Source organism: Terrabacter sp. FW104-15G4B, from assembly GCF_058790095.1.
The window spans coordinates 1-22,707 of sequence record NZ_JBYTCI010000004.1 but is presented as its reverse complement, the minus strand read 5'-3'; the positions used below and the strand labels follow the sequence as shown (position 1 = coordinate 22,707).

Below are 22,707 nucleotides of genomic sequence, written 5' to 3'. Positions count from 1 at the left end.
CACAGAAGAGAGAACGACGAACATGGCTATCTTCCTCAACGCCGACTCGAAGGTCATCGTCCAGGGCATGACCGGGTCCGAGGGCATGAAGCACACGCAGCGCATGCTGAAGTCGGGCACCGACATCGTCGGCGGCGTCAATCCCCGCAAGGCCGGCACCACGGTCGACTTCGAGGGCGGCGTCTCCGTCCCCGTCTACGGCACGGTCAAGGAGGCCGTCGAGGCCACCGGCGCCAACGTGTCCGTGATCTTCGTGCCCGCCCAGTTCACCAAGGCCGCCGCCGTCGAGGCGATCGACGCCGAGATCCCGCTCGCCGTCGTCATCACCGAGGGCGTCGCGGTCAAGGACACCGCCGAGTTCTACAACTACGCCAAGGACAAGGGCACGACCCGCATCGTCGGCCCGAACTGCCCCGGCCTGATCACGCCGGGCGTCTCCAACGCCGGCATCATCCCCGCCGACATCTCGGGCACCGGCCGCATCGGCCTGGTCTCCAAGTCGGGCACGCTGACCTACCAGATGATGTATGAGCTGCGGGACTTCGGCTTCAGCTCGGCCGTCGGCATCGGCGGCGACCCGATCATCGGCACGACGCACATCGACTGCCTCGAGGCGTTCCAGAACGACCCCGACACCGACGCGATCGTCATGATCGGCGAGATCGGCGGCGACGCCGAGGAGCGCGCGGCGGCCTACATCAAGGAGCACGTGACCAAGCCCGTCGTCGGCTACGTCGCCGGCTTCACCGCCCCCGAGGGCAAGACGATGGGCCACGCGGGCGCCATCGTGTCGGGCTCCTCGGGCACGGCCCAGGCCAAGAAGGAGGCCCTCGAGGCCGCCGGCGTCAAGGTCGGCAAGACGCCGTCCGAGACTGCCGACCTGATGCGCGAGATCATGCAGGAGCTCGCGAAGTAGTCTGCGCCACGGGCGTTCCGGAGCGGGCGGTCACCTTCGGGTGGCCGCCCGCTCCGTCGTCGTGGACTGTTGGCGTATGCCGTGTGGCCGGTGCGCTGTGGCGGCGTGACGGCATACGGCCGGTGGGGTCAACAGGCCATCAGGCCGATGACGAAGCCGCGGGCGCGCAGCTTCGGGATCAGGATGTCGGCCGCGGCCACGGACTGTGAACGGTCACCGCCGCCGTCGTGCATGAGGATCCGCGAGCCTGCGCGCACGTTGGCCAGCACCCGGTTGACGATGGTCGTCGTGCCCGGCCGTGACCAGTCGCGCGGGTCGACGGTCCAGAGGATCTGCCGCTGCCCGCGGTTGGCGATGATCGTCGCGATGCGGCTGTTGGTCGCGCCGTAGGGCGGGCGGACGCAGCGTGGCCGGTAGCCGAGCGCGGACTCCATCCGGTTGAGCTGCGAGGTCACGGACGTGGTCGACAGCGTCGTCAGGTCCGGGTGGCTCCAGGTGTGGTTCCCGATGAGCATGCCGTTGCTGCGCAGGCTGCGGGTGATCGACGGGTACGACGCGACGTTCTGGCCGATCTCGAAGAAGACGGCGTGGATGCCGTACTTGCGCAGGACGGCCAGCATCTTCGGCGTCCAGGTCGGGTGCGGCCCGTCGTCGAAGGTGAAGTAGACGGTCCCGGCGTAGGCGACGGGGAGCGTGGCGACGTCCGGACCGGCCGTCGGTGACGCAGTCGTCGGACGCGCCGGGGACGTCCCGGTGGTCGGTACCGCACTGGGTGCGGCGAGGGCGGCGGTGAGCGCGAGTGCTGCGAGCAGGGGCGTCAGGGCGTGGAGGTTCTTTCTGTTCATGTGTCTCATCCCCTTCACTGCCAGTGTGCGTCCGGGCCGTGAGGCGCTGTCGGTGATCGTGCAATCCGTGACCGAGTTGGTGCCGTGTGCGGCGTGCCCGGCGTGGGCGCTCGCTCCCGGGCGGCGATCTTGTGACCATGGAGGCACCGCCCGAGCCACCGCAGGAGTGAGACCACTGGCCCCGCCGAGCACGACCACGACGTCGACCACGAGGTCGGCCACCGCGTCGACGAGCCCCTCCACCGCCATGCCGGCTGCCCTGCGCGCCGGCGTGCTGGCCGCCCTCGGCACCTGGTCCGTCGTGGTGCTCCCGGCCCTCATCGGTTGGCTGGCGGCGCCCGAGACCACGGTGGGCTGGTTCTCGGCCGTGTCGGTGGCCAGCGCGATCTGGTTCCTCGGCCACGGCCAGTCGGTGGGTGCCGGCTCGGTCGCCATCTCGGTGACGCCCCTGCTGCTGCTGCTCGTCTTCGTCTACGTCGCCTTCCGCTTCGCCCGCCGCCTCGCCGCCACCGAGCGGCTCCGGGTCGGCGCCGCGGACTGGAGCAAGGTCGCGCAGTGGGGCGTGGTGCCGGGCTTCCTCGTCGGCTACGCGCTGCTGTCCGCCGTCTTCGCGCTCTTCACCCTCGGTGGCCCGGCCACCCCTGGGGTGGCCGCCGTCCTCGGGTCCCTCCTCGTGCCGGCCGCCGCGCTCGGCTTCGTGATGCTGCGCCCCGACGACGAGTCGGCGCCGGCCTTCGTGCGCACGTGGTTCCGCCGTGGACCGACCTGGCTGCCGTCGGTCTGGCGCACGGGCTGGCGCGGCGCGGGGCTCCTGCTCGCCGTCGGCCTGGTCGTCGTGCTGGTCCGGCTCGTCGTCGCGTGGTCGTCCGTGGCCGAGGTCCAGGATGAGTACGGCGCCAATCTCGGCGCGCTGCTCGTCATCGGCCTGGCGCAGCTCGCCCTGCTCGGCAACGCCGCCACGTGGGCGCTCTCCTTCCTGGCCGGCCCCGGCTTCCAGGTGGCGCTGGGCTCGGCGATCACTCCCGCCGCCGCGCAGCCGGGACTGCTGCCGCTCGTCCCCGTGCTCGGCGCGCTGCCGCGGGCCAGTGACTTCCCACCGCTGATGTATGCCGTCGTGCTCGTTCCCGTGGCCCTCGGGGTCTGGGCCGGGCGGCGGGTCGATGCCGAGCTCGAGTTCTTCGGCAACGTGCGGGCGCGGCTGTCGGCCACGGCCGTGGCGGGCTTGATCGCGGTCGCGGTGGTCGTCGCTCTGACGGCCCTCGGCAACGGCGCGGTCGGGGTCGACCGGCTCTCGGTCGTCGGCCCGCCGCTGTGGGCGTTTGCGGCGGCCCTGACCGCCGAGGTCGTCGGCGGAGCACTGCTCTTCGCGGGGGCTCTTCTCCTGCGCGAACGCGGTCAGGAGCGCAAGGCGGAGCAGCCAGACGCAGCGGCGGGGGCCGACGAGGACTGAGCGCCGTGGCGGCCGCTCAGCGCATGACCAGCCTGAACGTCCCGGCGTTCTTCAGCTGCTGGCAGTCACCCTGCGCGATGCTCGTCTGTGCCCCGGCGAGGCAGCGCTCGTAGGCGCTCACCGAGTCGTAGAACACGACCTGCAGCGCGAGGGTCGACAGCAGCATCCCGGCGATGACGAGGGTCACGACGGGCCAGACCTTCTCCCGGCCGGCGCGAGCCGACATGAACCGGAGCAGGCGCACCGTGAGCACGACCGCCAGCACGAGCGGTACGAAGGCGACGAAGCGCTTCGGCAGAGGGAGGTACATCGCGATGAGGGCGAGCAGCACGAGCAGCGAGACGGGCAGGGTGCGCTTGGCCTTCTCGCGCGCGTACGCGATCTCCTGCTCGGGGTGGGGCTCGGTCATGCGGACCATCCTCGCCCATCGACCCGCGCAGGACGTCATCGGGACGGCGGGGAGGTGGACGTTAAACTCCGGCGCGTGACGACCGACGCACCCGCCAGCCCGTCCGAGACCGGCGACGCTGTGGCGGCCGCCGCCGAGCGCATGGCCCCGGTCGTCGTCCTCGTGTCCGGCTCGGGCACCCTGCTGCAGGCGCTGATCGACGCCGCCGCCGAGCCGGGCTACGGCGTGCGCATCGCGGCGGTCGGTGCTGACCGCCCGTGTGTGGGCCTCGAGCGCGCCGAGCGGGCGGGCATACCCACGTTCGTCGTGCGCCCGGCCGACTTCGGGGACCGGGCCGCGTGGGACGTCGCCCTGGCCGCGCGGGTCGCCGCCGCGAGCCCACGGTTCGTCGTCACGGCCGGCTTCATGCGGATCCTCGGCCCGACCACGCTCGGGGCGGCACCAGTGGTCAACACCCACCCGGCCCTGCTGCCGAGCTTCCCGGGCGCGCACGGTGTACGCGACGCGCTCGCGTACGGGGTCAAGGTGACGGGCACGACGTGCCACGTGGTCGACGCCGGCGTCGACACCGGCCCGATCATCGAGCAGCGGGTCGTGGCCGTCGCGGACGACGACACCGAGGAGAGCCTGCACGAGCGAATCAAGGTGCAGGAGCGCGAGCTGCTCGTCGAGGTCGTCGCCCGCCTCGCCCGCGAGGGCTTCGCCGTCGAGGGCCGCCGAGTTCGGATCGGCAGGGCCTGACCGCTACGCTGGTGGCACACGACTGGCGCGGGTGGGACACCACCGGGGAGTGACGTCGGGAGCATCGACCGCCTGGGTGCCTCGCGAGAACGGATGCCGTCGGGTCCCGCCGACCTGCACGGCACGCCGCGACCGATGTCACCGAACCAGGAGTGCACCTTCATGACCGTCGCCTCGTCCGCTGCCACCAGCCGCCGCCCGATCAAGCGGGCCCTCGTCTCCGTCTACGACAAGTCCGGCCTCGACGACCTCGCCCGTGCGCTCGATGCCGCCGGCGTCTCGATCGTCTCGACCGGCTCGACCGCGAAGACCATTGCTGCCGCAGGCGTTCCGGTGACGCAGGTCGAGGAGCTGACGGGCTTCCCCGAGTGCCTCGACGGGCGTGTCAAGACGCTGCACCCGAAGGTGCACGCGGGCATCCTCGCCGACACGCGCAATCCCGACCACGTGAAGCAGCTGGCAGACCTCGGCGTCGAGGCGTTCGACCTGGTCGTCGTCAACCTCTACCCCTTCCGCGAGACCGTCGCGTCCGGCGCGAGCGAGGACGAGTGCGTCGAGCAGATCGACATCGGCGGCCCCTCGATGGTGCGGGCCGCCGCCAAGAACCACGCGAGCGTCGCCATCGTGACGAGCCCCACGGCATACGCCCACGTCACGGAGGCGCTGGCCGCGGGGGGCTTCACGCTGACGGAGCGCCGGCGCCTGGCCGCCGAGGCGTTCGTGCAGACGGCGAGCTACGACACCGCGGTCGCGAGCTGGATGGGCAGCGTCGTCGCCGACACGACCGATGGCACCGGCTTCCCGGCGTGGACCGGCGCGACGTTCGACCGAGCGGCGGTCCTGCGCTACGGCGAGAACCCGCACCAGGGCGCGGCGCTCTACCGCCACTGGCGTCCGGGCGTGGCGAGCGCAGAGCAGCTGCACGGCAAGGAGATGTCCTACAACAACTACGTCGACACCGACGCAGCCGTGCGGGCCGCGCACGACCACGGCGACCAGCCGACGGTGGCGATCGTCAAGCATGCCAACCCGTGTGGCATCGCCGTCGGTGCCACGATCGAGGAGGCCTACGAGCGGGCCCACGCGACCGACCCGGTGAGCGCCTACGGCGGCATCATCGCCGCCAACCGCACCGTCACGGCGGCGATGGCCGCGGCGGCCAAGCCGGTCTTCACCGAGGTCATCATCGCGCCGGACTACGAGCCGGAGGCCCTCGAGATCCTCACCGCGAAGAAGAACCTCCGCGTCCTGCGCCTGCCCGCCGGCATGGCCGAGGCCGCAGATCCCATCGAGACGCGTGCCGTCAGCGGCGGCCTGCTCGTGCAGACGGTCGACAAGGTGGACGCCGTCGTGCGCGGGGAGGACGGCGACGTGACGGGTGGTGACGAGGCAGCGAATTGGCGTCTCGTCGCCGGTGACGCCGCGGACGACGCAACGCTTGCCGACCTGCAGTTCGCCTGGCGCGCGATCCGCGCCGTCAAGTCCAACGCGATCCTGCTCGCCCACGACGGCGCCGCGGTCGGCGTCGGCATGGGGCAGGTCAACCGCGTCGACTCCTGCTACCTCGCCGTGCGTCGAGCAGGGGAGGAGCGGGCGCGTGGGTCGGTCGCGGCCTCCGACGCGTTCTTCCCGTTCGCCGACGGCCTGCAGATCCTGCTCGAGGCGGGGGTGCGCGCCGTGGTCGCGCCCGGGGGCTCGATCCGCGACGAGGAGGTCATCGAGGCGGCCAAGGGGGCTGGCGTGACGATGTACTTCACCGGGACGCGCCACTTCGCCCACTGACTGCGCCGACGCCAGCGGGCTCAGCGGCGTACGGAAGGGCCGTGTGCCGCCGAGCCCGCTTGGCGCCGAAGCCCTGCTCCCGGGACGTGGCGCCGTCATACTCGGTGACGTGAAGATCACCTTCTCGGGGATCCCTGCCTATGGGCACCTTCTGCCCATGGTGCCGTTGGCAGCGGCGGCCGCCCCGGCCGGCCACGAGGTGACCTTCTCGGCGGGGGATACCTTCGCGGGCAAGCTGCCGCTCCGGGTCGTGGCCGGGGTGCCGCCGGGCCTGACCCTGCACGCCGCCGAGCAGCAGGCCATGGCCGAGGTCACGGACGGCGCGGACCCGTTCGCTTTCCCCACGGCGATGTTCGGCATCGTCATGCCCCGCCACATCATTCCGCGCCTCCACGGACTGTGGGTCCGCGAAGGCGTCCCGGACCTCGTCGTCCACGAGGGCTCCAACGTCGGTGCCGCCATAGCGGCGCGTGAGGTCGGCGTGCCGTCCGTGTCCTTTCACATCGCGATGGCGCCACCGGCCTTCTTCCAGGGACTGCTCAGCCGCGTCATCGACGTGGAGCCCGGGCCCACTCTCGACCCGCGGCCGACGATCTGGGTCGCGGACGGTGAGCCGCCCTTCGAACGGCTGCCGATCCGCTCGGTGGCGTGGTCCAACGCGAGGGATCCGGTGTCGAGCTGGATCTCCGAGGTACCGAGACCCAGGGTCTACGTCACGCTGGGGACGGTCGCGTTCGGCGCGGTGGAGGTCTTGAGAAGGTCCGTTGTCGAAGCGGCGGAACGGTGCGAGCGGGTTCTCGTCGCCGCAGGCCCGGAGGGCGACCCGGCTCTGCTGGGAGAGCTTCCGGCCAACGTGCGGGTCGAGCGCTTCGTCGACCAGGCCGCGGTGCTCGACCACGTCGACCTGGCGATCCATCACGGCGGCACCGGGACCGTGCTCGGCTGCCTCGCTGCGGGGGTCCCGCAGGTCATCACCCCGCAAGGCGCCGACCAGTTCCTCAACGCCGCCCGGATCGATGAGCTCGGTCTCGGGGCCGCAGTCGGCAACGACGCTCCGGAGGGGAGCGTCGTTGCCGCCATCGACCGAGTCCTGTCGGACGAGCTGCTGCGGTCTCGGGTGGTTCGGGCCCGCGGCGAGATAGCCGCGATGCCCTCTCCGGAGGCCGTCGTGCGACAGCTGGAGGAGTTGGCCGACAGTGGCCGGTCCTAGCCTGCGTGCCGGGACTGCCTCGAACGTCAGCGGGTCCAGCGGTAACCGGTCGGCTCGCCCTGGCCGAGGTCGACGATCGCGGCGACCGGGCCGCCGCCGTCGGGACCCTGGTGGGCGGCCGACACGGACACGAAAACCGCAGGGTCGCCGGTGACGGACGCCGTGACGCCGCCGACGGCCGACTTGATCTGCCGGTGCCAGTGCACGTCGGAGTCGTCGAGCATCGCGTTGCGGCGGCCGTGGACGGTGCCGTCCTGGCTGACCTCGCACTTGAGGAAGACGTTGACGAGCCGCCCCTGGATGTCGCTGCTGTGCGGACGCTCGGGCAGGTCGAGCCCGGCGTCCTTGATGGCCGCCCACACACCGTCGGCGTCGAGGGCGTCCTGCATGACGGAGTGGCCGATGCGGTAGCGGCCGCCGGCGCCGCGCGCGTTGCCGACGACGACGACCTGCGCCTGGTCGAGCTCGACGCCCGAGCTGCACGAGGCGACGGACGAGAAGAGCGAGCGGTTGTGCATGATGTCGGCGTCGGTGGGCATCTCGATCTCGCCGAGGGCGACGGCGATGCCGAGGCCTGTGGTGCCGTTGGAGAGGTCCATCGACTCGTGCGTGTGCTCGGTCCAGACCTCGTGGCCGCGGGACTTCGCATCGCGGATGGTGTGGATCGTCAACAGTGGGGTCTTGGTCTGCACGTAGTGCACGTCCGCGGGGTCGGTGATGCCGGCTCGTTCCATCGCGATCTTCACCGCGTCGGCGACCTTCTGCACCATGGCGACGTAGCCGATCTCCTCGGGCTTGATCGGCTCGCTCATGGCGAAGCCGACGGTGAGCCGGAGATCGTCGGACGGCTCGGCCTTCTCGGCCGGGACCGTGGCGAAGATCGTGGCGTGGGGGCTGATGACGCCGTCGGTGCCGCCGGACCACACGATCGGCACCTGTCGGACCTGCTCGGCGGGGGCGCCCTTCTCGACGAGGATCTCGCGAAAGGCCCGGTCGGCGATGATGCGTGTGTAGTCGTTGACTCCGCCGTTGCCCTCGGTCTTGCCGATGATCGCGATGACCCGGCTCGCCTCCATGACGCCGTCGTCGATGAGCTTGGCCAGCTCCGACGCGTCGGCGACCGAGTGGATGGGCACCTTGCGCACCTCAATGGCTTCGGGCACGTGAATCACCTTTCTGTTGCTGGGTTTTCGATGACGGTCCCGACCTGGCCGTCGATCGCCGAGGCGAGCTGGTCGAGTGCCGTGATGATCGAGCGCGAACCGCCCGACCGGACGAAGCGGAGGGCGGCCTCGACCTTCGGGCCCATCGAGCCCGACGCGAAGTGCCCCTGGGCGGCATACGCCTCCATCTCGGCCAGACTGACGCGGCCGAGGTCGTGCGCCTGGGGCGTGCCCCAGCCGGCGACGGCGTGCGCGACGTCGGTCGCGATGAGCAGGACGTCGGCGTGGACGTCTCGGGCGAGCATCGCCGCGGTGAGGTCCTTGTCGATGACGGCCTCGACGCCGCGCAACGTTCCGTCGTCGTCGCGAACGACGGGGATGCCTCCACCGCCGGCCGTGACGACGACGTAACCGGCGGCGAGAAGCGTGTGGAGCGCGGGCGTCTCCAGGACCTCGACGGGCTCGGGCGAGGCGACGACGCGGCGCCAGCCCTTCTCGCCGCGGTCCTCCCAGCGCTCGCCGTGGTCGATGAGGGTCTGCGCCTGCTCGCGGGGCAGGTACCGCCCGATCGGCTTGGTGGGATGGGTGAACCCGGCGTCCTCGGCATGCACGAGCGTGCGGGTGACGAGGGCCGCCACAGGGCGAGCGACGCCGCGAGCCGCCAGGGCCGCCTCGAGGGTGTCGAGCAGCGTGAAGCCGATCGTGCCCTGGGTCTGGGCGCCGCACCAGTCGAGCGGGACCGGCGGGACGACGTGAGCGGCGAGCTCGTTCTTGACCAGCAGGTTGCCGACCTGCGGGCCGTTGCCGTGCGTGAGCACGACCTCGTGGCCGGCTGCGACGAGGTCGGCCACGTGGTGGCTCGCGCCTGCGATGGCCTCGGTCTGCGCCTGGGGTGTCGCGTCGCCGTCGGGACCGGTCATGGCGTTGCCGCCCAGCGCCACGAGCACCCTCACGGCGCGTCCTCGGTCGTCATGGCGTGAGCCTAGGGAGCGGGGAGAGGCAGGCGCGTTGTCACCTCCTGCCCCAAGGCGGCCCCGCACGTTGGCAGATGTATGCCGTGGGGTGCCGCCACGGAGCAGCGAGGCGGTGCGCTGGTGCCCCGTTCCGCGGGCCGGGTACGGGGATAGCGTTGGGGCGTTGTCCGGTGCCCGTGGTTCGACTCGAGAGGTGGCCGCACGTGGGAGTGGGAGTTCTGCTCGCGATCGTGGGGGCGATCCTGACCTTCGCGGTGCGGGCCAACACGTCCGTCATCAGCCTGCCGACCGTCGGGGTGATCTTCATGGTCGCCGGGGGCGCGCTGATCTGGCACGGGAGCAAGGGCAGCCGCCGCAAGCGTGTCATCACCCGCGAGGAGCGTCCGAGCGGCGCCTCCACGCCGACCAGCACGGTGCGTCAGACGATCGAGGAACGCGACATCGACTGACGCGCGCGTCAGCGGCGGCCGGTCCGCTCAGGAACGCGCGAGCACCCCGGCCCAGCCGCGCGGTTCGCGTCGCAGCAGGCGGCGCAACGTCCCTGGGTCGCCGACGAGCCCGCCGTGGTCGTAGGCGGCGAACATCGCCACGAGGTCGGCACGCGCGTGTGGCGTCAGGGCCGCGCCCGGTCCCGCGACCCACTCGGCGAGCTCCACGTGTACGGCCTCGACGGGACGGCCGAGCACGTCCATGGCGATGCCGGCCTGGTCGCGCACGGACAGCACCTCCGGACCGGCGAGGTCGTAGGTGAGGCCCTCGTGGCCCGGGCGCGTCAGCACGACGGCAGCCACCAGCGCCACGTCGTCGAGGTCGACGTTCGTGAAGGGCGCGTCGAGCGAGTAGGGCACGGCGAGACGGCCGGACCGAGCCGCCGCGACGAGGTTCTGGTGGTATGCCGCGGGCCGCAGGATCGTGGCACCCGGCAGGTGGGTGCGCACGACCTCCTCGGCCTCCGCCTTGCGGAGGTGGTGCGGCATCGACGCCTCGTGCGGGTGCAGCACCGAGTGGAAGGCGAACCGGGGGACCCCGGCCGCCGCGGCTGCGCGGGCGACCCGGTCGGCGATCCCGACCTCGTCGGGGTGCAGGTTCGGGGCGAGGTGGTAGAGGCCGTCGACGTCCTCGACCGCCTCCGCGAGGCCAGCGCCGGTCTCGAGGTCAATCTCCGAAATCGACTGTGCCCCAGCGGCACTGACCACCTCGTGCCTGGCCGTGGAGCGCACGGCAGCGCGCACGGCGATGCCCCCGGCTGTCAGGGCGCGCGCCACCGCCCGCCCGGTCTTGCCGGCGGCGCCGATGACGAGGATCGTCGTCACGATGCTCACACCCAGTCGACATCGGCGGCCGTTCGACCGGCGGCGAGCGTCGCGTAGCCAGGCCCGCGGTCGAAGAAGGGCTGCTCGGTGGCGCGCTCGCTGCGGAGCTGCTGGCGCAGGGCATCGGACGCGGCCGTGTCGACGACCGGCTCGTCGAGGTCGCCCGCCGCGACCACGCCGTAGTCGCGACGGGCGCCCTCGAACGAGACCTTGCCCCAGCGCAGGTCGCGCTCGACCTCGTCGTAGGGCCGTTCGAGCGGGTCGCCCCAGCCGCCGCCTCCGGTGGTGCGGATGCGGATGACCTGACCCGCCTTGACGACCTCGGCGTCGGCGAGGGCGTCGACGGTGCGCTCCTCGGGACCGCCGACGTCGACGGTCACCTCGAAGGGACGCCCCGCCTTGCCGCCCTTGACGCCCCAGCAGGCCAGGATCGACCGGTCGGCGATGGACATGAAGTGCGCGTCCTTGAGCATCCGGATGTGCTTCTCGTAGCCGAGGCCACCGCGGTGGCGTCCGGCGCCGCCGGAGTCGACCGCGAGGCCGAGGCGCTCGACGAGGAACGGGAAGCGGCTCTCCGTGAACTCCGTCGGCAGGTTGCGGCTGTCGGGCACGACGTGGATCGTGTCCTCGCCGTCGGCGTAGTAGCGACCGCCGGAGCCGCCGCCGAGCACCTCGCGCATGAGGTAGTCGTTGCCGTCCCGGTCCTTGCCGTAGACGCCGGTGTAGCGGATCGTCTCCTGGTCGGCGGGCATCCGGCCGTCCACCGCCTTGGCGACGACACCGGCGAGGACGCCGAGCAGGCGCAGGATGACGAAGGTGCGGGCGTTGGTCGGCGCCGGGTAGATCGGCGTCAGCAGCGTGCCCTTCTCGGGGAAGCGCATCTCGATGAGCGGCACGATGCCCTCGTTGACGTCGAGCTCGGCCATCCGCTCGGGGGTGTCGGCGAGGTTGCGCAGGATCGGGGCGAGCCACTTCTTGAGGAAGTTGCCGCCGACGTAGTCGCCGCAGTGGTTGATCGGGCCCTTGGCCTGCGGGGCGGTACCGGTGAAGTCGATGACCAGCTTGGGGCCGCCGTCGCCGGGGCCCGGCCCACCGGTCGACAGCTTCGTCAAGGTGATCCGCTGGGTGTGCAGCTTCGGCTCGTCGACGCCGTCGTGCTCGGCGTAGTCCTCCCACACGTACGTGCCGTCGGGGATCTTGCTGAGGATCTCGCGTCGGTAGGTCTCGGTCGTCCGGTCGAGGATGGCGTCGAAGGCCGCCTCGATGGTGTCGCGGCCGTAGCGCTCGAACAGCTCGCCGAGGCGGCGGGCGCCCATGAGGCAGGCCGAGCACTCGGCGTCGAGGTCGGCAGCGAGGCTGTCGGGCATCCGGCTGTTGCGGGTCATGATGCGCAGCGCCGCTTGGTTGGGAACTCCTTGGTCCCACAGCTTTATCGGCGGGACGGAGAGCCCCTCCTCGAAGACGGTCCGCGCGTTGCTCGGCATCGAGCCGGGCACGGCACCGCCGATGTCGTCGTGGTGGCCGAACGCCTGGACGAAGGCGACGACCTCACCGCCGGTGAAGACCGGCACGGTGACGCAGAGGTCGGGCAGGTGGCCGATGCCGCCCTCGGACTCGTAGACGTCGTTGTGGAAGAAGACGTCGCCCTCGCTCATCTCGGCGAGCGGGAAGTCCCGAGCGATCGGGTGCACCAGCGCGCTGTACGACCGTCCGGTCAGCTTGCGCAGCTGGCGGTCGTGGATGCCGGCTCGGAAGTCGTGCGCGTCGCGGATCATGGGGGAGCGCGACGTGCGGGCGATGGCCGTCTCGACCTCGAGCTCGACGCTGGCGAGCGTCCCCTCGACGATCTCGACCAGGATCGGGTCGACCGACGTGCCCTCCGGGGTCAGCCGGTTGCCGTGCTCGTATGCCGTGGGCAGCCCCGCGGGGTTCACCGGGCTCCCGTCGTGGCGGGGGAGGGAGCCGTCGTGAGGCGCGGCGGTCCGGGAGCCGGTGGCGGCGTCGACGGGTGCGAGGCGCGTCGCGGCGGTCTGGCAGGAGAAGCACATCTCAGGCCTCCTTGGTGATGACGAGGTTGCCGAGGGCGTCGACCCGGACGGTGAAGCCGGGGTGGACGGGCACCGTCGAGCCGAACTCCTCGATGACCGCCGGGCCCTTGATGGTGTCGCCGGCGAGCAGCTCGGCCCGCCACCACACGTCGGTGTCGACGTAGCCGGCGTCGGCGTCGAAGCAGACCGGGCGGACGCTGCGGTGGGCGCGATGGCGCACGTCGGCCGCGCCGCCCGACCCATCGGCGAGCTCCCGCAGCTCCGGCCGGGTGATGGGTCCCACGCCGGTGACGCGGAGGTTGACCCACTCGACCTGCTGGGTGGGGTCGTGGCGGAAGTCGTAGCCGTAGAGCGCGCGGTGCTCGTCGTGGAAGCGGGAGGCGATTGCAGCGGCATACGCCTCGTCGACCTCGCCCTCCGGCGCTGGGACACGGACCTCGTAGGCCTGGCCGAAGTAGCGCAGGTCGACCGTGCGTGAGTAGCGGTGCTGCTCGAGCGAGAACCCCTCGGCGTCAAGGGCGCTCGCCGCCCTGGCAGTGAGGTCGTCGAAGGTCTTCCGCACGGCGGCGTGGTCGAGGGAGTGGTGCCGGGCGACGGCGGTCTGGACGTAGTCGTTCTTGACGTCGACCGTGAGCAGGCCGAAGGCCGAGACGTTCCCAGGGTTCTGCGGGACGACGACGCCGGCGAGGCCGAGGACGTCGACGAGCCGGCAGGCGAGCAGGGAGCCGGAGCCGCCGAAGGTGGCGAGCATGAAGTCGCGCACGTCGAGGCCGCGCTTGACGGAGACCTGGCGCAGCGCGTTGGCCTGGTTCCACGCGGAGATCTCGAGGATGCCGGTCGCGCAGTGCTCGAGGTCGAGCCCGAGCCTCCCGGCGATCTCACTGACCCCGGCGCGCGCTGCGTCGACGTCCAGGGGGATCTCGCCGCCGAGCAGGTGCGGGGGGATGCGGCCGAGCACGAGGTGGGCGTCGGTGATCGTCGGCTCCGTCCCGCCCTTGGCGTAGCAGAGGGGACCCGGGTCGGCGCCGGCGGACTGCGGGCCGACCTTGAGTGAGCCCTCGGGTGAGATCCAGGCGATCGAGCCGCCCCCGGCCCCGACGGTGACGACGTCGATCATCGGGATCTTGCTCGGGTAGGCGCCGACGGTGCCCTCCGTCGTCAGCGTCGGTTCGCCGCCGAGGACGACGGAGACGTCGGTCGAGGTGCCGCCGCCGTCGCAGGTGAGGACCTTGTCGAAGCCGGCGCGACCGGCGATGAGGCCGGCGCCGAGCGCCCCCGCGGCCGGGCCGGACAGGACCGTCGTGATCGGCTGGTGCACGACCTCGTCGGCGGAGAGCACGCCACCGTTGCTCTTCATCACGTAGAAGGGGATGGGGGCGCCACCGGTGAACTCGTCGAGCCGCTCGTGGATGTTGCGGACGTAGCGCGAGACGTTGGGCTTGACGGCGGCGTCCACGAGGGTCGTCATCGAGCGCTCGTACTCGCGGTACTCGCGCAGCACCTCCGAGCTGATCGACACGACGGCGTCGGGGTGCTCGCGGCGGAGGACCTCACGCATCGCGAGCTCGTGGCTGTCGTCGGCGTAGGAGTGCAGGAAGCAGACGCCGATCGTGGTGATGCCGCGCTCCTTGAACCAGTGGGCGACCGCGACGGCGCGCTCCTCGTCGAACGGGCGGATCTCGTTGCCCTCGAAGTCGATGCGCCCACCGACGGTCTTGACGTAGTCGGCCGGGACGATGCGCGGGGGTTTGACCCAGAAGTAGGAGTTGCCGTAGCCATCCGGTACGGCCTGGCGGGCGATCTCGAGGATGAACTCGTAACCCTCCGTCGTGACGAAGCCGAGCGCCTCCACCTTGCCCTCGAGCAGCTTGTTCGTCGCGACGGTCGTGCCGTGCGAGACGGCGCTGATGTCGTCGCCGCTGGCGCCCATGAGGTCGAGCACCTTGCGGACCCCCGCCAGGAAGCCGTCGGCCGGGTTGGCCGGGGTCGACGGCGTCTTGGTCGTGACGAGCTCGCCCGAGTCCTCGTCCAGCGCGACCACGTCGGTGAAGGTGCCACCCGTGTCGATGCCGATGCGGATGCGACGCCGTGGGGTGGAGGTCGTGACGGTCATGGCAAGGATTCAACCGGCGGGGCGCCCCCGCGGCGTTGGCACATCGTGCCAAGGCCCATCGGCTCCCGGCCCAACCCTCGCCAGTCGTATGCGGCGTCGGCGGCTGACGCGGGAGCCGCCGGGTGCAGGGCGGCTGGCCCTCACTCCTCTGGGGTGATGTAGGCGGCCACGCGCAAACGCATGCTGGGGCTGGAACGAGTCACTGGCGTGGCCCGCCCGGGCCACGGTGCCCATGACGTGAGGACGAGGCATGGACGAGACCACGGCGGCAGGGACAGCAGGTGCAGGCCCGCGGCCCGACCCGTGGACGCCCACCAACGCAGCCGAGCTGGTGCTCGGTCTTGCCGCCGTCGGGGTCGGTGCCGCCGGGAGGGTTGTCGACCGGCTCCGGCCCCCGTCCCTCGTCAGCGCGGCGGTGACGGTCCCGCTGAGGGCGGCCGTGACCGGACTGAGCGGGCGCGTGCGGCGCACCGAGTGGTCGCAGGACCTCCTCCGTCGCGGACGGTTCGAGCGCCGCGAGCTCGCCGGGCGAGCCGACCAGGCGGCCCGGCGAGTGGCCGGCCTCGTCGTCGAGGCGCTCCTCGACCTGGTGGACCTCACGGACATCGTGATCGACCACGTCGACCTGGACGCGGTCGTGCGGGCCGTGGACCTCGACGGCGCCGTCGCACGCGTGGACCTCGACGCTGCGGTTGCGCGCGTGGACCTCGATGCCGCGGTCGCCCGGGCGGATCTCGACGCTGCTGTCGCGCGGGTCGACATCGGCGCGATCCTGGACCGGCTCGACCTGGACGCCATCGTCGCGAAGGTCGACCTCGATGCCGCGGTCGCCCGGGCGGATCTCGACGCTGCCGTGGCGCGCGTCGACATCGGCGCGATCCTGGACCGGCTCGACCTGGACGCCATCGTCGCGAAGGTGGACATCGATGCCATCGCGAAGCGGTTGGACATCGACGCCGTCGTGGCGCGCCTGGACCTCGTGGGCCTCGCGGAGTACGTCGTCGAGGAGATCGACCTGCCCGGCATCATCCAGAGCTCGTCGGGCGCCATGGCCTCCGAGGGCATGCGGGAGGTCAGGTGGCAGGGCGTCGGAGCCGACGAGCGAGTGGCCCACATCGTCGACCGGATGCTGCGTCGCAGGCCCCGCAGTCCGGGTCCCGCCCTTCCGGCGACGGAGATCCCGGCCGCTGCCGAGCTCCCCGTCTCTCCGGTGCCCGGGCCGGCCGGCTGATCGGCTCGCCGCGATGACGACTCCCTCTCGACCCGGCCGGGGCTCCGTGTCCCGGATCGTCCTCCCGGGCCCGGCCCGCTCGATCCAGGGCCATCGGGCCGGCATCGTCACGCGGGTCGGCGCCGGCGCGGTCGACCTCGCCGTCGCCCTCCTGGGGATCGCCCTCGGGTATGCCGTGTGGTCGAGCACCTCGTTCCTGCTCGACCCGCGGTCGTTCAGCTTCCCTGAACCGGGCGGGCTGAGACTGCTCGGACTCGTGCTGACCCTGCTCACGGCATACCTCACGGTGGCGTGGGCCACGACGGGCCGCACCGTGGGCAACCGCCTGTTCGGCTTGCGGGTCGTCGCCGACGGCGGCGGCGCGGTCGGGTTCGTCCGCGCGCTGGTGCGCGCCGCGCTCTGCGTCATCTTCCCGATCGTGCTGTTCTGGGCGGTCGTCAGCCGCGAGAACCGCTCCGTGCCCGACGTGCTGCTACGCACGTCGGTGGTCTACGACTGGACCTCGAGCGCCCGCCGCGGCCGGGAGCCGATGACGACCCCGCCGCCGATCGTGCTGCCCCACGACGGGTGAGGGGTGGCTCAGTCCCGGACGACCACGAGAACTCTTGACGCGTGAGCACTCTGCAGTGCAGAGTTTGCCGCGAGGGACGCCAAGCGGTCTCCCATCGAGGAGGCACCGTGGATGCGACGAACCAGCCCGAACCGACGGCATGGCCGGCGCGTCTCGACCCCGACGAGGCGCGCGACCTGCTCACGGGCACCGAGCAGGTGCGCCGCACCGCCCGGGCCGACCAGCAGGGCGTCGCCATCCCGCTCCTCGTGCTCGGTCCGCTGGCCGTCGCGGCCGCAGTGCTGCAGCTCGTGTGGGAGTGGGTCACCTTCCACGACCTCGGCCCCGGTGAGTCGCGGTCAGCCACCGACGGTGAGCTGGCACTCTCGGACTTCGTCGACTCGTACTGGGGCACCGTCGGCGCGCTCGGGCTCGTGGCGATCGGGGTCTGGTTCGGCTGGCGCAGTCGCCGCCGCGGTGTGGGCACGGGGGCCGGCGCGTGGATCGCCGCTGCGGCCGGTGTCTACGTGCTCGCGGCCTACAGCGGGCTCCTCCTGACGGTGGCGCCGTTCCTCGCCATGGCGACCTTCCTCGCCCCGAGCTCGGTCATCACGCTCGCCCTGCTCGTCATCGCGTGGCGCCGTCACAACGGGCGACTCGCGCTGTGGGTCCTCGCCTTCGGCGTCGTCACCGTCCTCGCGTCGCTCGGCTTCTTCAGCAACCGCCTCTACGACCTGCTGAGCCTGCTGGGCGTGCCCGAGGCGGCGATGCTGTCCGTCGGGGCCAAGGGCGACATCGTCGCGCAGGTCGCCCTCGGCGTCGTCATGGTCGTCGCCGGCGCGCGGGCCATGCGTCGGGACGGCGGTGGCGGAGGGACCCCGGCCACCGGCCCCGCGACGTGAGCTCGGCGCACCGTCCTGCGGAGTCGCCCGAGGTGCCACCGCACCCGACGAGCGGGCTCGACGACGTCGTGCACCAGAAGGCCCGGCTCGGGATCCTGGCCGTGCTGGCCGAGACCGAGAAGGCCGACTTCACCTACCTCAAGAGGCTGCTCCAGCTCACCGACGGCAACCTCGGGCGGCACATCGAGGTCCTCGCCGGCAGCGGTCTCGTGCACGTCGAGAAGGGCTACGCGGGCAAGCGGCCTCGGACGTGGGTCACGATCACGCGGGCCGGGCGCCGCGCCCTCGACGAGGAGATGGCGGCGATCCGCGAGCTGCTGCGTCGCTTCGAGTCCGGCGGAGCCGGCTGAGCGCCCACGGACGACCGTTGGTGCGCCGAAGGGCACGACACGCCGTCCGACACGCCGGGAACGCCGTGGCCGGTCTACCAACGGTCGTCGCTCGGCGGAGGGCCAGCGTCAGCCGGCGTCGCCGCGGTGGATGGGGGCGTGCGGGAAGGGCGTCTCGGCGGCGCCCTCGAGCTCGGCCCGGTGGTTGCGGATGAGGTCGAGGTTGCGGTCGCGCAGGTGGTCGAACGCCTGCCCGATGTTGGACCCCGGCGTCAGCGAGGAGAGGGCGTCGGCCGGGTCGAGTCGCGCCGTGACCCAGCCGGGGTGCGTCGCGGCCTTGGCCACGATGTGACCGATCGGCGTCACGATGTGCGAGTTGCCGAAGTAGAGCACGCCGGCGGGGTCGCTTCCGACGGCGTTGGCGCCGATGACGTAGACGTGGTTGTCGTAGGCGCGCGCCCGCGACGTGAGGTCCCAGATGTCGGCCGAACGCAGCAGCGCCGAGGGCCGGCAGATCACCTCGGCCCCCTGCACGGCCTGGATGCGGGAGAGCTCGGGGTAGTCGCCGTCGAAGCAGATGATCATGCCGATGCGGCCGAGCTCGGTGTCGCAGACGGTGACGGTGTCGCCGGGCGTGACCCAGCCGCCGCCCGAGACGATCTCGGAACAGAAGGGATGCGTCTTGCGGTAGACCCCCAGCACGTCACCCGAGGGCGCGACGAGCACCGACGAGTTGTAGACGACGCCGCGCTCCGGCCCGCGCTCGTAGGTGCCGAAGCAGAGGTGGACGCCCAGCTCGCGGGCCACCGCCTGCATCGGCTCCGCCATGGCGCCGGGCAGCTCGGTGACGAGGTCCCAGAGCTCCTCCTTCGAGCAGCCGGGAGTGAAGCCCGTCGTCGCCGTCTCGGGGAGCACGACGAGCTCGGCGCCCGTCGCCTCGACGCAGCGGCGCGTCATCTCGGCGCACACGTCGAGGTTGGTGCGGATCGTCTCCGCGGTCAGCGGGGCCGGCACGGGAGCGACCTGCACGGCCGCAGCGGTGAACGCACGCATGGTCAGCCCCTCCGCCCCATCGCCCAGCCGACGACGACGCCGACCAGGGCGACCACTCCGCCCGTCACGACGCCGAGAGCGTACTCGCGCCCGGCGAAGGGAGCGGCGGCCGGCCGGCCGGCATACGTCACCGGGGCTCCGGGCGCAGGCGCCCCACTGGGTATGCCGGGTGCCGCGGTGTCCGGGACTCCCGCGGGAGCGCTCGGGGCGAGGACAGGGACACCGGAGATCTCGGCGTCGACGGCCGAGAAGAACTGGCCTGCCATCTTCTTCGTGACGCCGGCGAGCATGCGCTGGCCGACGCCGCCGATGACGCCGCCGACGGAGGCGTCCGCGTCGTAGGTCAGGTCGGTGCCGCCGGTGGGCGACGGCTGCAGGCGCACGACGACGTCGGCGTCGACGGTGCCGGGAGCGCCGGCGCCGGAGGCCTTCATCGTGAAGGAGTCGGGGTGCTGCGGGTCGCGCAGCGACACCTCGCCGTCGTAGGTGCCCTTGATCGCGGCCACACCGGCTGTCACGGTCATGGCGTAGTGGTCCGGACCGACCTCGGTGAGGCTCTCGCAGCCGGGCAGGCAGCGAGCGAGCACGGCCGGGTCGTGGAAGGCGTCCCACACCTGCTGCGGGTGGCCCGCGAGAGTGGCGGATCCGGTGATCTTCATGCGGTCGGCTCCTTCGATGACGTGCGAGGCGTGTCAGACGTGCGGTGCAGCGACGGGATCTCGCCGTCGGCGTGGCGGCGGCGCAGCTCCCAGAGGTCGTAGGGCGAGATCGGCATGCGGGTGATGGGGAAGCCTTCGGCGTCCTCGATGGCCGATGCGATGACGGCCGACACCGGGATGCACCCGGCCTCGCCGGCGCCTTTGATGCCCAAGGGGTTCAGCGGCGAGGGGGTCTCGAGGTGGTCGGCCTCGATGGTCGGCACCTCCGAGGCGTAGGGCATGAGGAAGTCCATGAAGGAGGCGTTGAGCAGCTGTCCGGACTCGTCGTAGGCCATCCGCTCGTAGAGAGCGCCACCGACACCCTGCGCGACGCCGCCGTGGACCTGGCCCTCGACGATCATCGGGTTGATCATCGTGCCGCAGTCGTGGATGACGCAGTAGCGCAGGATCTTGATCTCGGCGGTCACGGGGTCGGTCTCGACGATCGCGGCGTGCATGCCGTTGGCGAACGTCGCCTGGGTGGGGGAGTAGAAGTCCTTGCCCTCGAGACCGGGCTCCTCGTCGTCGGCCACCGGCGGCTTGTCCGGGTCGAAGGTGCCCGCGAACTGCGTTGCGGCCTGAGCCGCCTCGTCGAAGGCGTAGCGCAGCGGGTTGGACAGCACCGACACCGTGCCGAGGCTCATCGACGTCGTCGGGGCGCCCTTGACCCGCACGGTGCCCTCGACGATCTCGAGGTCCTCGGGTGACACCTCGAGGGCGTCGGCGGCGATGCGCAGCGCCTTGGCCCTGACGTTGCGCGCCGCGAGCGCGATGGCGCTGCCGCTCATGACCGCGGCGCGCGACGCGAAGGTGCCCACGGCATACGCCATCTTGCGGGTGTCGCCGGTGGTGACGAAGACGTCCTCCATGCGCACGCCGAGCTCCTGGGCGACGATCTGCGCGAAGACGGTCTCGTGCCCCTGGCCCTGGGACGTCAGGCCCGTCGAAACGTTGACGCGGCCGCTCGTCTCGATCTGGATGTGACCGCCCTCGTACGGCCCCACGCCGGTCCCCTCGACGTAGCAGCCGATTCCGAGCCCGACCCTGCGTCCCTCGGCCTCCGCCTGGCGGCGGTAGGCGGCGAAGTCGTCCCAGCCGACGAGCTCCTTGAGCTTGGCCAGGCTCGCCGGGAAGTCACCGGAGTCGTACTTCAGGGGGCGGCCGTCTTGGAAGAGCAGCCCGTGGTCCCACGGCATCTCGCTCGGGAGGATGAAGTTGCGCGAACGCACCTCCGCGCGGTCGAGGCCCAGCTCGTCGGCGATGGCGTCCATCGTGCGCTCCATCGCGAAGCAGCCCTGCGGGCGGCCGGCACCCCGATAGGGCGTCACGAGAACGGTGTTCGTGTAGAGCGACCAGAACTCGCAGCGGTAGGCGCCCGGCTTGTAGGGCCCGAGCAGCTGCGTCGAGGTGATGATCGGGACGATGATCCCGTAGGGCGTGTAGGCGCCGTTGTCGTGCCAGAGCTTCACGTCGAGCGCGAGCAGGTGGCCCTCGTCGTCGAAGCCGACGGTGACCTTCTGCAGCTGCCCACGCTCGTGCGCGGCGCTGATGAAGTGCTCACGGCGGTCCTCGGACCACTTGACCGGGCGGCCGAGCAGCATTGCGGCCCAAGGGACCAGGACCTCCTCCGGCCAGGGGTGCACGATCTTGACGCCGAAGCCGCCGCCCACGTCGGGGGCGATGCACTCGACCTTCGCCAGTGGCAGGTCGAGCTTCGCGGCGACCGCAGCACGCACCCCGGTCGAGGTCTGCGTCGAGGAGTACATCCGCAGCTCGCCGCGGTCGCGGTCCCAGCGGGCGTAGACGCCCTTGCCCTCCATCGGCGTACAGGCGCTGCGCTCGATGTCGAGGTCGAGGGTCAGGGTGTGCGGCGCGGCGGCCATCGCCGCCTCGACGTCGCCGACCTCCTGGAGCATGTGGGCGGCCACGTTGCCGGGCACGTCGTCGTGGACGAGCAGCTCCCCGGCGCGGGCGGCGTCGATGCCGACGACGACGGGCAGCTGCTCGTAGGTGACGCGGATGCGCTGGCAGGCGTCCTCGGCGACGTAGCGGTCGGTCGCGACCACCATTGCGACCGGTTCGCCGACGTGGTTGACCTCGTCCTTGGCCAGGGCATGCCCGGTGCGCCCGTGGGTCAGCGTCGGGTGCGGGATGAGCAGGGGCAGCGGCTCGCCGACGCGTCCCGGGAGGTCCTCGTGGACGTAGATGCCGAGGACGCCCTCGACGTCGATGGCGTCGCCAGCGTCGATGTCGACGATTCGCGCGTGGGCGTGCGGGCTGCGGACGAACGCCGCAGCGAGGGCGTCGTGCCCGAGGTCGTCGAGGTAGCGGCCGCCGCCGGTGACGAGGCGGGGGTCCTCCTTGCGCTTGATCGGCGCACCGAACATCTGCGTCGTCATGCCTGCTCCCCACCGGTCGAGCCAGCCCGCTCGGCCCTGATCTCCGCGGCGCGCAGGACGCTCTTGACGATGTTCTGGTAGCCGGTGCAGCGGCACAGGTTGCCCGAGATCGCTTCTCGCGCCTCCTCGCTCGTCGGCGAGGGGTTCTCCTCGAGGTAGGCCGTGACGGTCGTCAGGAAGCCGGGGGTGCAGAAGCCGCACTGCAGGCCGTGGCACTCGGCGAAGGCCTGCTGGACGGGGTTCATCGACTCGCCGGTCGGGGCGACACGCGCGTCCGGCGCGGTGCAGAGCCCCTCGACCGTCGTGATGGCGTGGTCCTGGGCGGTCACGGCGAACATCAGGCACGAGCGCATCGGCTGGCCGTCGACGAGGACGGTGCACGCACCGCACACGCCGTGCTCGCAGCCGACGTGGGTGCCGGTGAGCTCGAGGTCGTGGCGCAGGAAGTCCGAGAGCAGCCGGCGAGCCGGGACGGAGGCCGACCGGCGTACGCCGTTGACCGTGACCGTCACGTCGTGGAGGGTCTCGCTGGTCGTCTCAGTCATGCGTGGCTCCTGCGCGGTCGGCGGCCTGGGGGAGGG

The 22,707-nt window shown here is 71.8% G+C and carries 21 protein-coding genes and 1 riboswitch; of the genes, 10 read left to right on the top strand and 11 right to left on the bottom strand.

Going from position 1 to position 22,707, the window contains the following annotated elements; genetic code table 11:
• Positions 1-22 precede the first annotated feature (22 nt).
• Positions 23-916: a succinate--CoA ligase subunit alpha gene (gene sucD / locus AC3WRT_RS04815; RefSeq protein WP_492719739.1), complete on the top strand. Its 894-nt coding sequence runs from the start codon at positions 23-25 to the stop codon at positions 914-916.
• A 128-nt stretch (positions 917-1,044) separates the two neighbouring features.
• Here the strand turns inward: sucD and AC3WRT_RS04810 are convergent, their stop codons facing one another.
• Positions 1,045-1,761 carry a polysaccharide deacetylase family protein gene (locus AC3WRT_RS04810; protein ID WP_492719737.1) on the bottom strand — a complete coding sequence of 239 codons (717 nt, stop codon included), beginning with the start codon at positions 1,759-1,761 and terminating at the stop codon, positions 1,045-1,047.
• 166 nt (positions 1,762-1,927) lie between these two features.
• Here AC3WRT_RS04810 and AC3WRT_RS04805 point away from each other — a divergent pair, with 166 nt between their 5' ends.
• Positions 1,928-3,211 carry a cell division protein PerM gene (locus tag AC3WRT_RS04805; RefSeq protein ID WP_492719734.1) on the top strand — a complete coding sequence of 428 codons (1,284 nt, stop codon included), beginning with the start codon at positions 1,928-1,930 and terminating at the stop codon, positions 3,209-3,211.
• Positions 3,212-3,227: 16 nt separating this feature from the next.
• Here AC3WRT_RS04805 and AC3WRT_RS04800 read toward each other — a convergent pair whose 3' ends face one another.
• Entirely contained in the window at positions 3,228-3,620 is a 393-nt protein-coding gene (locus tag AC3WRT_RS04800; RefSeq protein ID WP_492719731.1) for a hypothetical protein, read from the bottom strand.
• 141 nt (positions 3,621-3,761) lie between these two features.
• On the opposite strand from AC3WRT_RS04800, the gene purN reads away from it, so the two are divergent.
• The 3 genes from purN to AC3WRT_RS04785 all read left to right on the top strand — a co-directional run bounded on the left by purN (position 3,762) and on the right by AC3WRT_RS04785 (position 7,353).
• Entirely contained in the window at positions 3,762-4,361 is a 600-nt protein-coding gene (purN, locus tag AC3WRT_RS04795; RefSeq protein WP_492720181.1) for a phosphoribosylglycinamide formyltransferase, read from the top strand.
• An 8-nt stretch (positions 4,362-4,369) separates the two neighbouring features.
• A riboswitch (ZMP/ZTP riboswitch) is annotated at positions 4,370-4,446 on the top strand.
• A 50-nt stretch (positions 4,447-4,496) separates the two neighbouring features.
• Positions 4,497-6,143 carry a bifunctional phosphoribosylaminoimidazolecarboxamide formyltransferase/IMP cyclohydrolase gene (purH, locus tag AC3WRT_RS04790; RefSeq protein ID WP_492719729.1) on the top strand — a complete coding sequence of 549 codons (1,647 nt, stop codon included), beginning with the start codon at positions 4,497-4,499 and terminating at the stop codon, positions 6,141-6,143.
• 109 nt (positions 6,144-6,252) lie between these two features.
• Complete coding sequence (locus AC3WRT_RS04785; RefSeq protein WP_492719727.1) at positions 6,253-7,353, top strand: glycosyltransferase; 1,101 nt, start codon at positions 6,253-6,255, stop codon at positions 7,351-7,353.
• A gap of 26 nt (positions 7,354-7,379) precedes the next feature.
• Here the strand turns inward: AC3WRT_RS04785 and bar are convergent, their stop codons facing one another.
• Both bar and AC3WRT_RS04775 read right to left on the bottom strand, forming a co-directional pair.
• The gene (gene bar / locus AC3WRT_RS04780) at positions 7,380-8,516 is read right to left on the bottom strand and encodes a barbiturase (RefSeq protein ID WP_492719725.1); all 1,137 of its coding nucleotides are present in this window, start codon (positions 8,514-8,516) and stop codon (positions 7,380-7,382) included.
• Between the two features lie 5 nt (positions 8,517-8,521).
• On the bottom strand, positions 8,522-9,469 hold the full coding sequence (locus AC3WRT_RS04775; RefSeq protein WP_492719723.1) for a carbamate kinase: 948 nt from the start codon (positions 9,467-9,469) through the stop codon (positions 8,522-8,524).
• A 224-nt stretch (positions 9,470-9,693) separates the two neighbouring features.
• Here AC3WRT_RS04775 and AC3WRT_RS04770 point away from each other — a divergent pair, with 224 nt between their 5' ends.
• Positions 9,694-9,939, top strand: coding sequence for a hypothetical protein (locus tag AC3WRT_RS04770; protein WP_492719721.1), 246 nt, complete (start codon positions 9,694-9,696; stop codon positions 9,937-9,939).
• 27 nt (positions 9,940-9,966) lie between these two features.
• Here the strand turns inward: AC3WRT_RS04770 and AC3WRT_RS04765 are convergent, their stop codons facing one another.
• The 3 genes from AC3WRT_RS04765 to AC3WRT_RS04755 are packed head-to-tail and all read right to left on the bottom strand — an operon-like array spanning position 9,967 to position 14,964.
• On the bottom strand, positions 9,967-10,812 hold the full coding sequence (locus AC3WRT_RS04765; RefSeq protein ID WP_492719719.1) for an SDR family oxidoreductase: 846 nt from the start codon (positions 10,810-10,812) through the stop codon (positions 9,967-9,969).
• Positions 10,809-12,851 (bottom strand): hydantoinase B/oxoprolinase family protein, encoded by a 2,043-nt coding sequence (locus AC3WRT_RS04760; protein WP_492719717.1) that lies wholly within the window; start codon positions 12,849-12,851, stop codon positions 10,809-10,811. The genes AC3WRT_RS04765 and AC3WRT_RS04760 overlap by 4 nt, the downstream gene beginning before the upstream one ends.
• Before the next feature lies 1 nt (position 12,852).
• On the bottom strand, positions 12,853-14,964 hold the full coding sequence (locus tag AC3WRT_RS04755; protein ID WP_492719715.1) for a hydantoinase/oxoprolinase family protein: 2,112 nt from the start codon (positions 14,962-14,964) through the stop codon (positions 12,853-12,855).
• A 250-nt stretch (positions 14,965-15,214) separates the two neighbouring features.
• Here AC3WRT_RS04755 and AC3WRT_RS04750 point away from each other — a divergent pair, with 250 nt between their 5' ends.
• From AC3WRT_RS04750 to AC3WRT_RS04735, 4 genes are all read left to right on the top strand, one after another.
• Entirely contained in the window at positions 15,215-16,195 is a 981-nt protein-coding gene (locus tag AC3WRT_RS04750) for a hypothetical protein (protein WP_492719713.1), read from the top strand.
• A gap of 13 nt (positions 16,196-16,208) precedes the next feature.
• Positions 16,209-16,766: an RDD family protein gene (locus AC3WRT_RS04745; RefSeq protein ID WP_492719710.1), complete on the top strand. Its 558-nt coding sequence runs from the start codon at positions 16,209-16,211 to the stop codon at positions 16,764-16,766.
• A 107-nt stretch (positions 16,767-16,873) separates the two neighbouring features.
• The gene (locus tag AC3WRT_RS04740; protein WP_492719708.1) at positions 16,874-17,647 is read left to right on the top strand and encodes a hypothetical protein; all 774 of its coding nucleotides are present in this window, start codon (positions 16,874-16,876) and stop codon (positions 17,645-17,647) included.
• Positions 17,644-17,997 (top strand): winged helix-turn-helix domain-containing protein, encoded by a 354-nt coding sequence (locus AC3WRT_RS04735; protein ID WP_492719705.1) that lies wholly within the window; start codon positions 17,644-17,646, stop codon positions 17,995-17,997. The genes AC3WRT_RS04740 and AC3WRT_RS04735 overlap by 4 nt, the downstream gene beginning before the upstream one ends.
• A gap of 108 nt (positions 17,998-18,105) precedes the next feature.
• Here AC3WRT_RS04735 and AC3WRT_RS04730 read toward each other — a convergent pair whose 3' ends face one another.
• The 4 genes from AC3WRT_RS04730 to AC3WRT_RS04715 are packed head-to-tail and all read right to left on the bottom strand — an operon-like array spanning position 18,106 to position 22,671.
• On the bottom strand, positions 18,106-19,029 hold the full coding sequence (locus tag AC3WRT_RS04730; protein ID WP_492719702.1) for a carbon-nitrogen hydrolase family protein: 924 nt from the start codon (positions 19,027-19,029) through the stop codon (positions 18,106-18,108).
• A 2-nt stretch (positions 19,030-19,031) separates the two neighbouring features.
• Entirely contained in the window at positions 19,032-19,688 is a 657-nt protein-coding gene (locus tag AC3WRT_RS04725) for an SRPBCC family protein (RefSeq protein ID WP_492719697.1), read from the bottom strand.
• Positions 19,685-22,126: an aerobic carbon-monoxide dehydrogenase large subunit gene (gene cutA / locus AC3WRT_RS04720; RefSeq protein WP_492719692.1), complete on the bottom strand. Its 2,442-nt coding sequence runs from the start codon at positions 22,124-22,126 to the stop codon at positions 19,685-19,687. Before cutA ends, AC3WRT_RS04725 begins: the two co-directional genes overlap by 4 nt.
• Complete coding sequence (locus tag AC3WRT_RS04715) at positions 22,123-22,671, bottom strand: (2Fe-2S)-binding protein (RefSeq protein ID WP_492719690.1); 549 nt, start codon at positions 22,669-22,671, stop codon at positions 22,123-22,125. The genes cutA and AC3WRT_RS04715 overlap by 4 nt, the downstream gene beginning before the upstream one ends.
• Positions 22,672-22,707: the final 36 nt, after the last annotated feature.

Coding starts and splice junctions, on each gene's coding strand:
- AC3WRT_RS04755 (WP_492719715.1), bottom strand. CDS start 14,964: ATGACCGTCACGACCTCCACCCCACGGCGTCGCATCCGCATCGGCATC.
- AC3WRT_RS04715 (WP_492719690.1), bottom strand. CDS start 22,671: ATGACTGAGACGACCAGCGAGACCCTCCACGACGTGACGGTCACGGTC.
- purH (WP_492719729.1), top strand. CDS start 4,497: ATGTCACCGAACCAGGAGTGCACCTTCATGACCGTCGCCTCGTCCGCT.
- AC3WRT_RS04750 (WP_492719713.1), top strand. CDS start 15,215: ATGGACGAGACCACGGCGGCAGGGACAGCAGGTGCAGGCCCGCGGCCC.
- purN (WP_492720181.1), top strand. CDS start 3,762: ATGGCCCCGGTCGTCGTCCTCGTGTCCGGCTCGGGCACCCTGCTGCAG.
- AC3WRT_RS04730 (WP_492719702.1), bottom strand. CDS start 19,029: ATGCGTGCGTTCACCGCTGCGGCCGTGCAGGTCGCTCCCGTGCCGGCC.
- AC3WRT_RS04810 (WP_492719737.1), bottom strand. CDS start 1,761: ATGAACAGAAAGAACCTCCACGCCCTGACGCCCCTGCTCGCAGCACTC.
- cutA (WP_492719692.1), bottom strand. CDS start 22,126: ATGACGACGCAGATGTTCGGTGCGCCGATCAAGCGCAAGGAGGACCCC.
- AC3WRT_RS04800 (WP_492719731.1), bottom strand. CDS start 3,620: ATGACCGAGCCCCACCCCGAGCAGGAGATCGCGTACGCGCGCGAGAAG.
- AC3WRT_RS04725 (WP_492719697.1), bottom strand. CDS start 19,688: ATGAAGATCACCGGATCCGCCACTCTCGCGGGCCACCCGCAGCAGGTG.
- AC3WRT_RS04745 (WP_492719710.1), top strand. CDS start 16,209: ATGACGACTCCCTCTCGACCCGGCCGGGGCTCCGTGTCCCGGATCGTC.
- sucD (WP_492719739.1), top strand. CDS start 23: ATGGCTATCTTCCTCAACGCCGACTCGAAGGTCATCGTCCAGGGCATG.
- AC3WRT_RS04760 (WP_492719717.1), bottom strand. CDS start 12,851: ATGTGCTTCTCCTGCCAGACCGCCGCGACGCGCCTCGCACCCGTCGAC.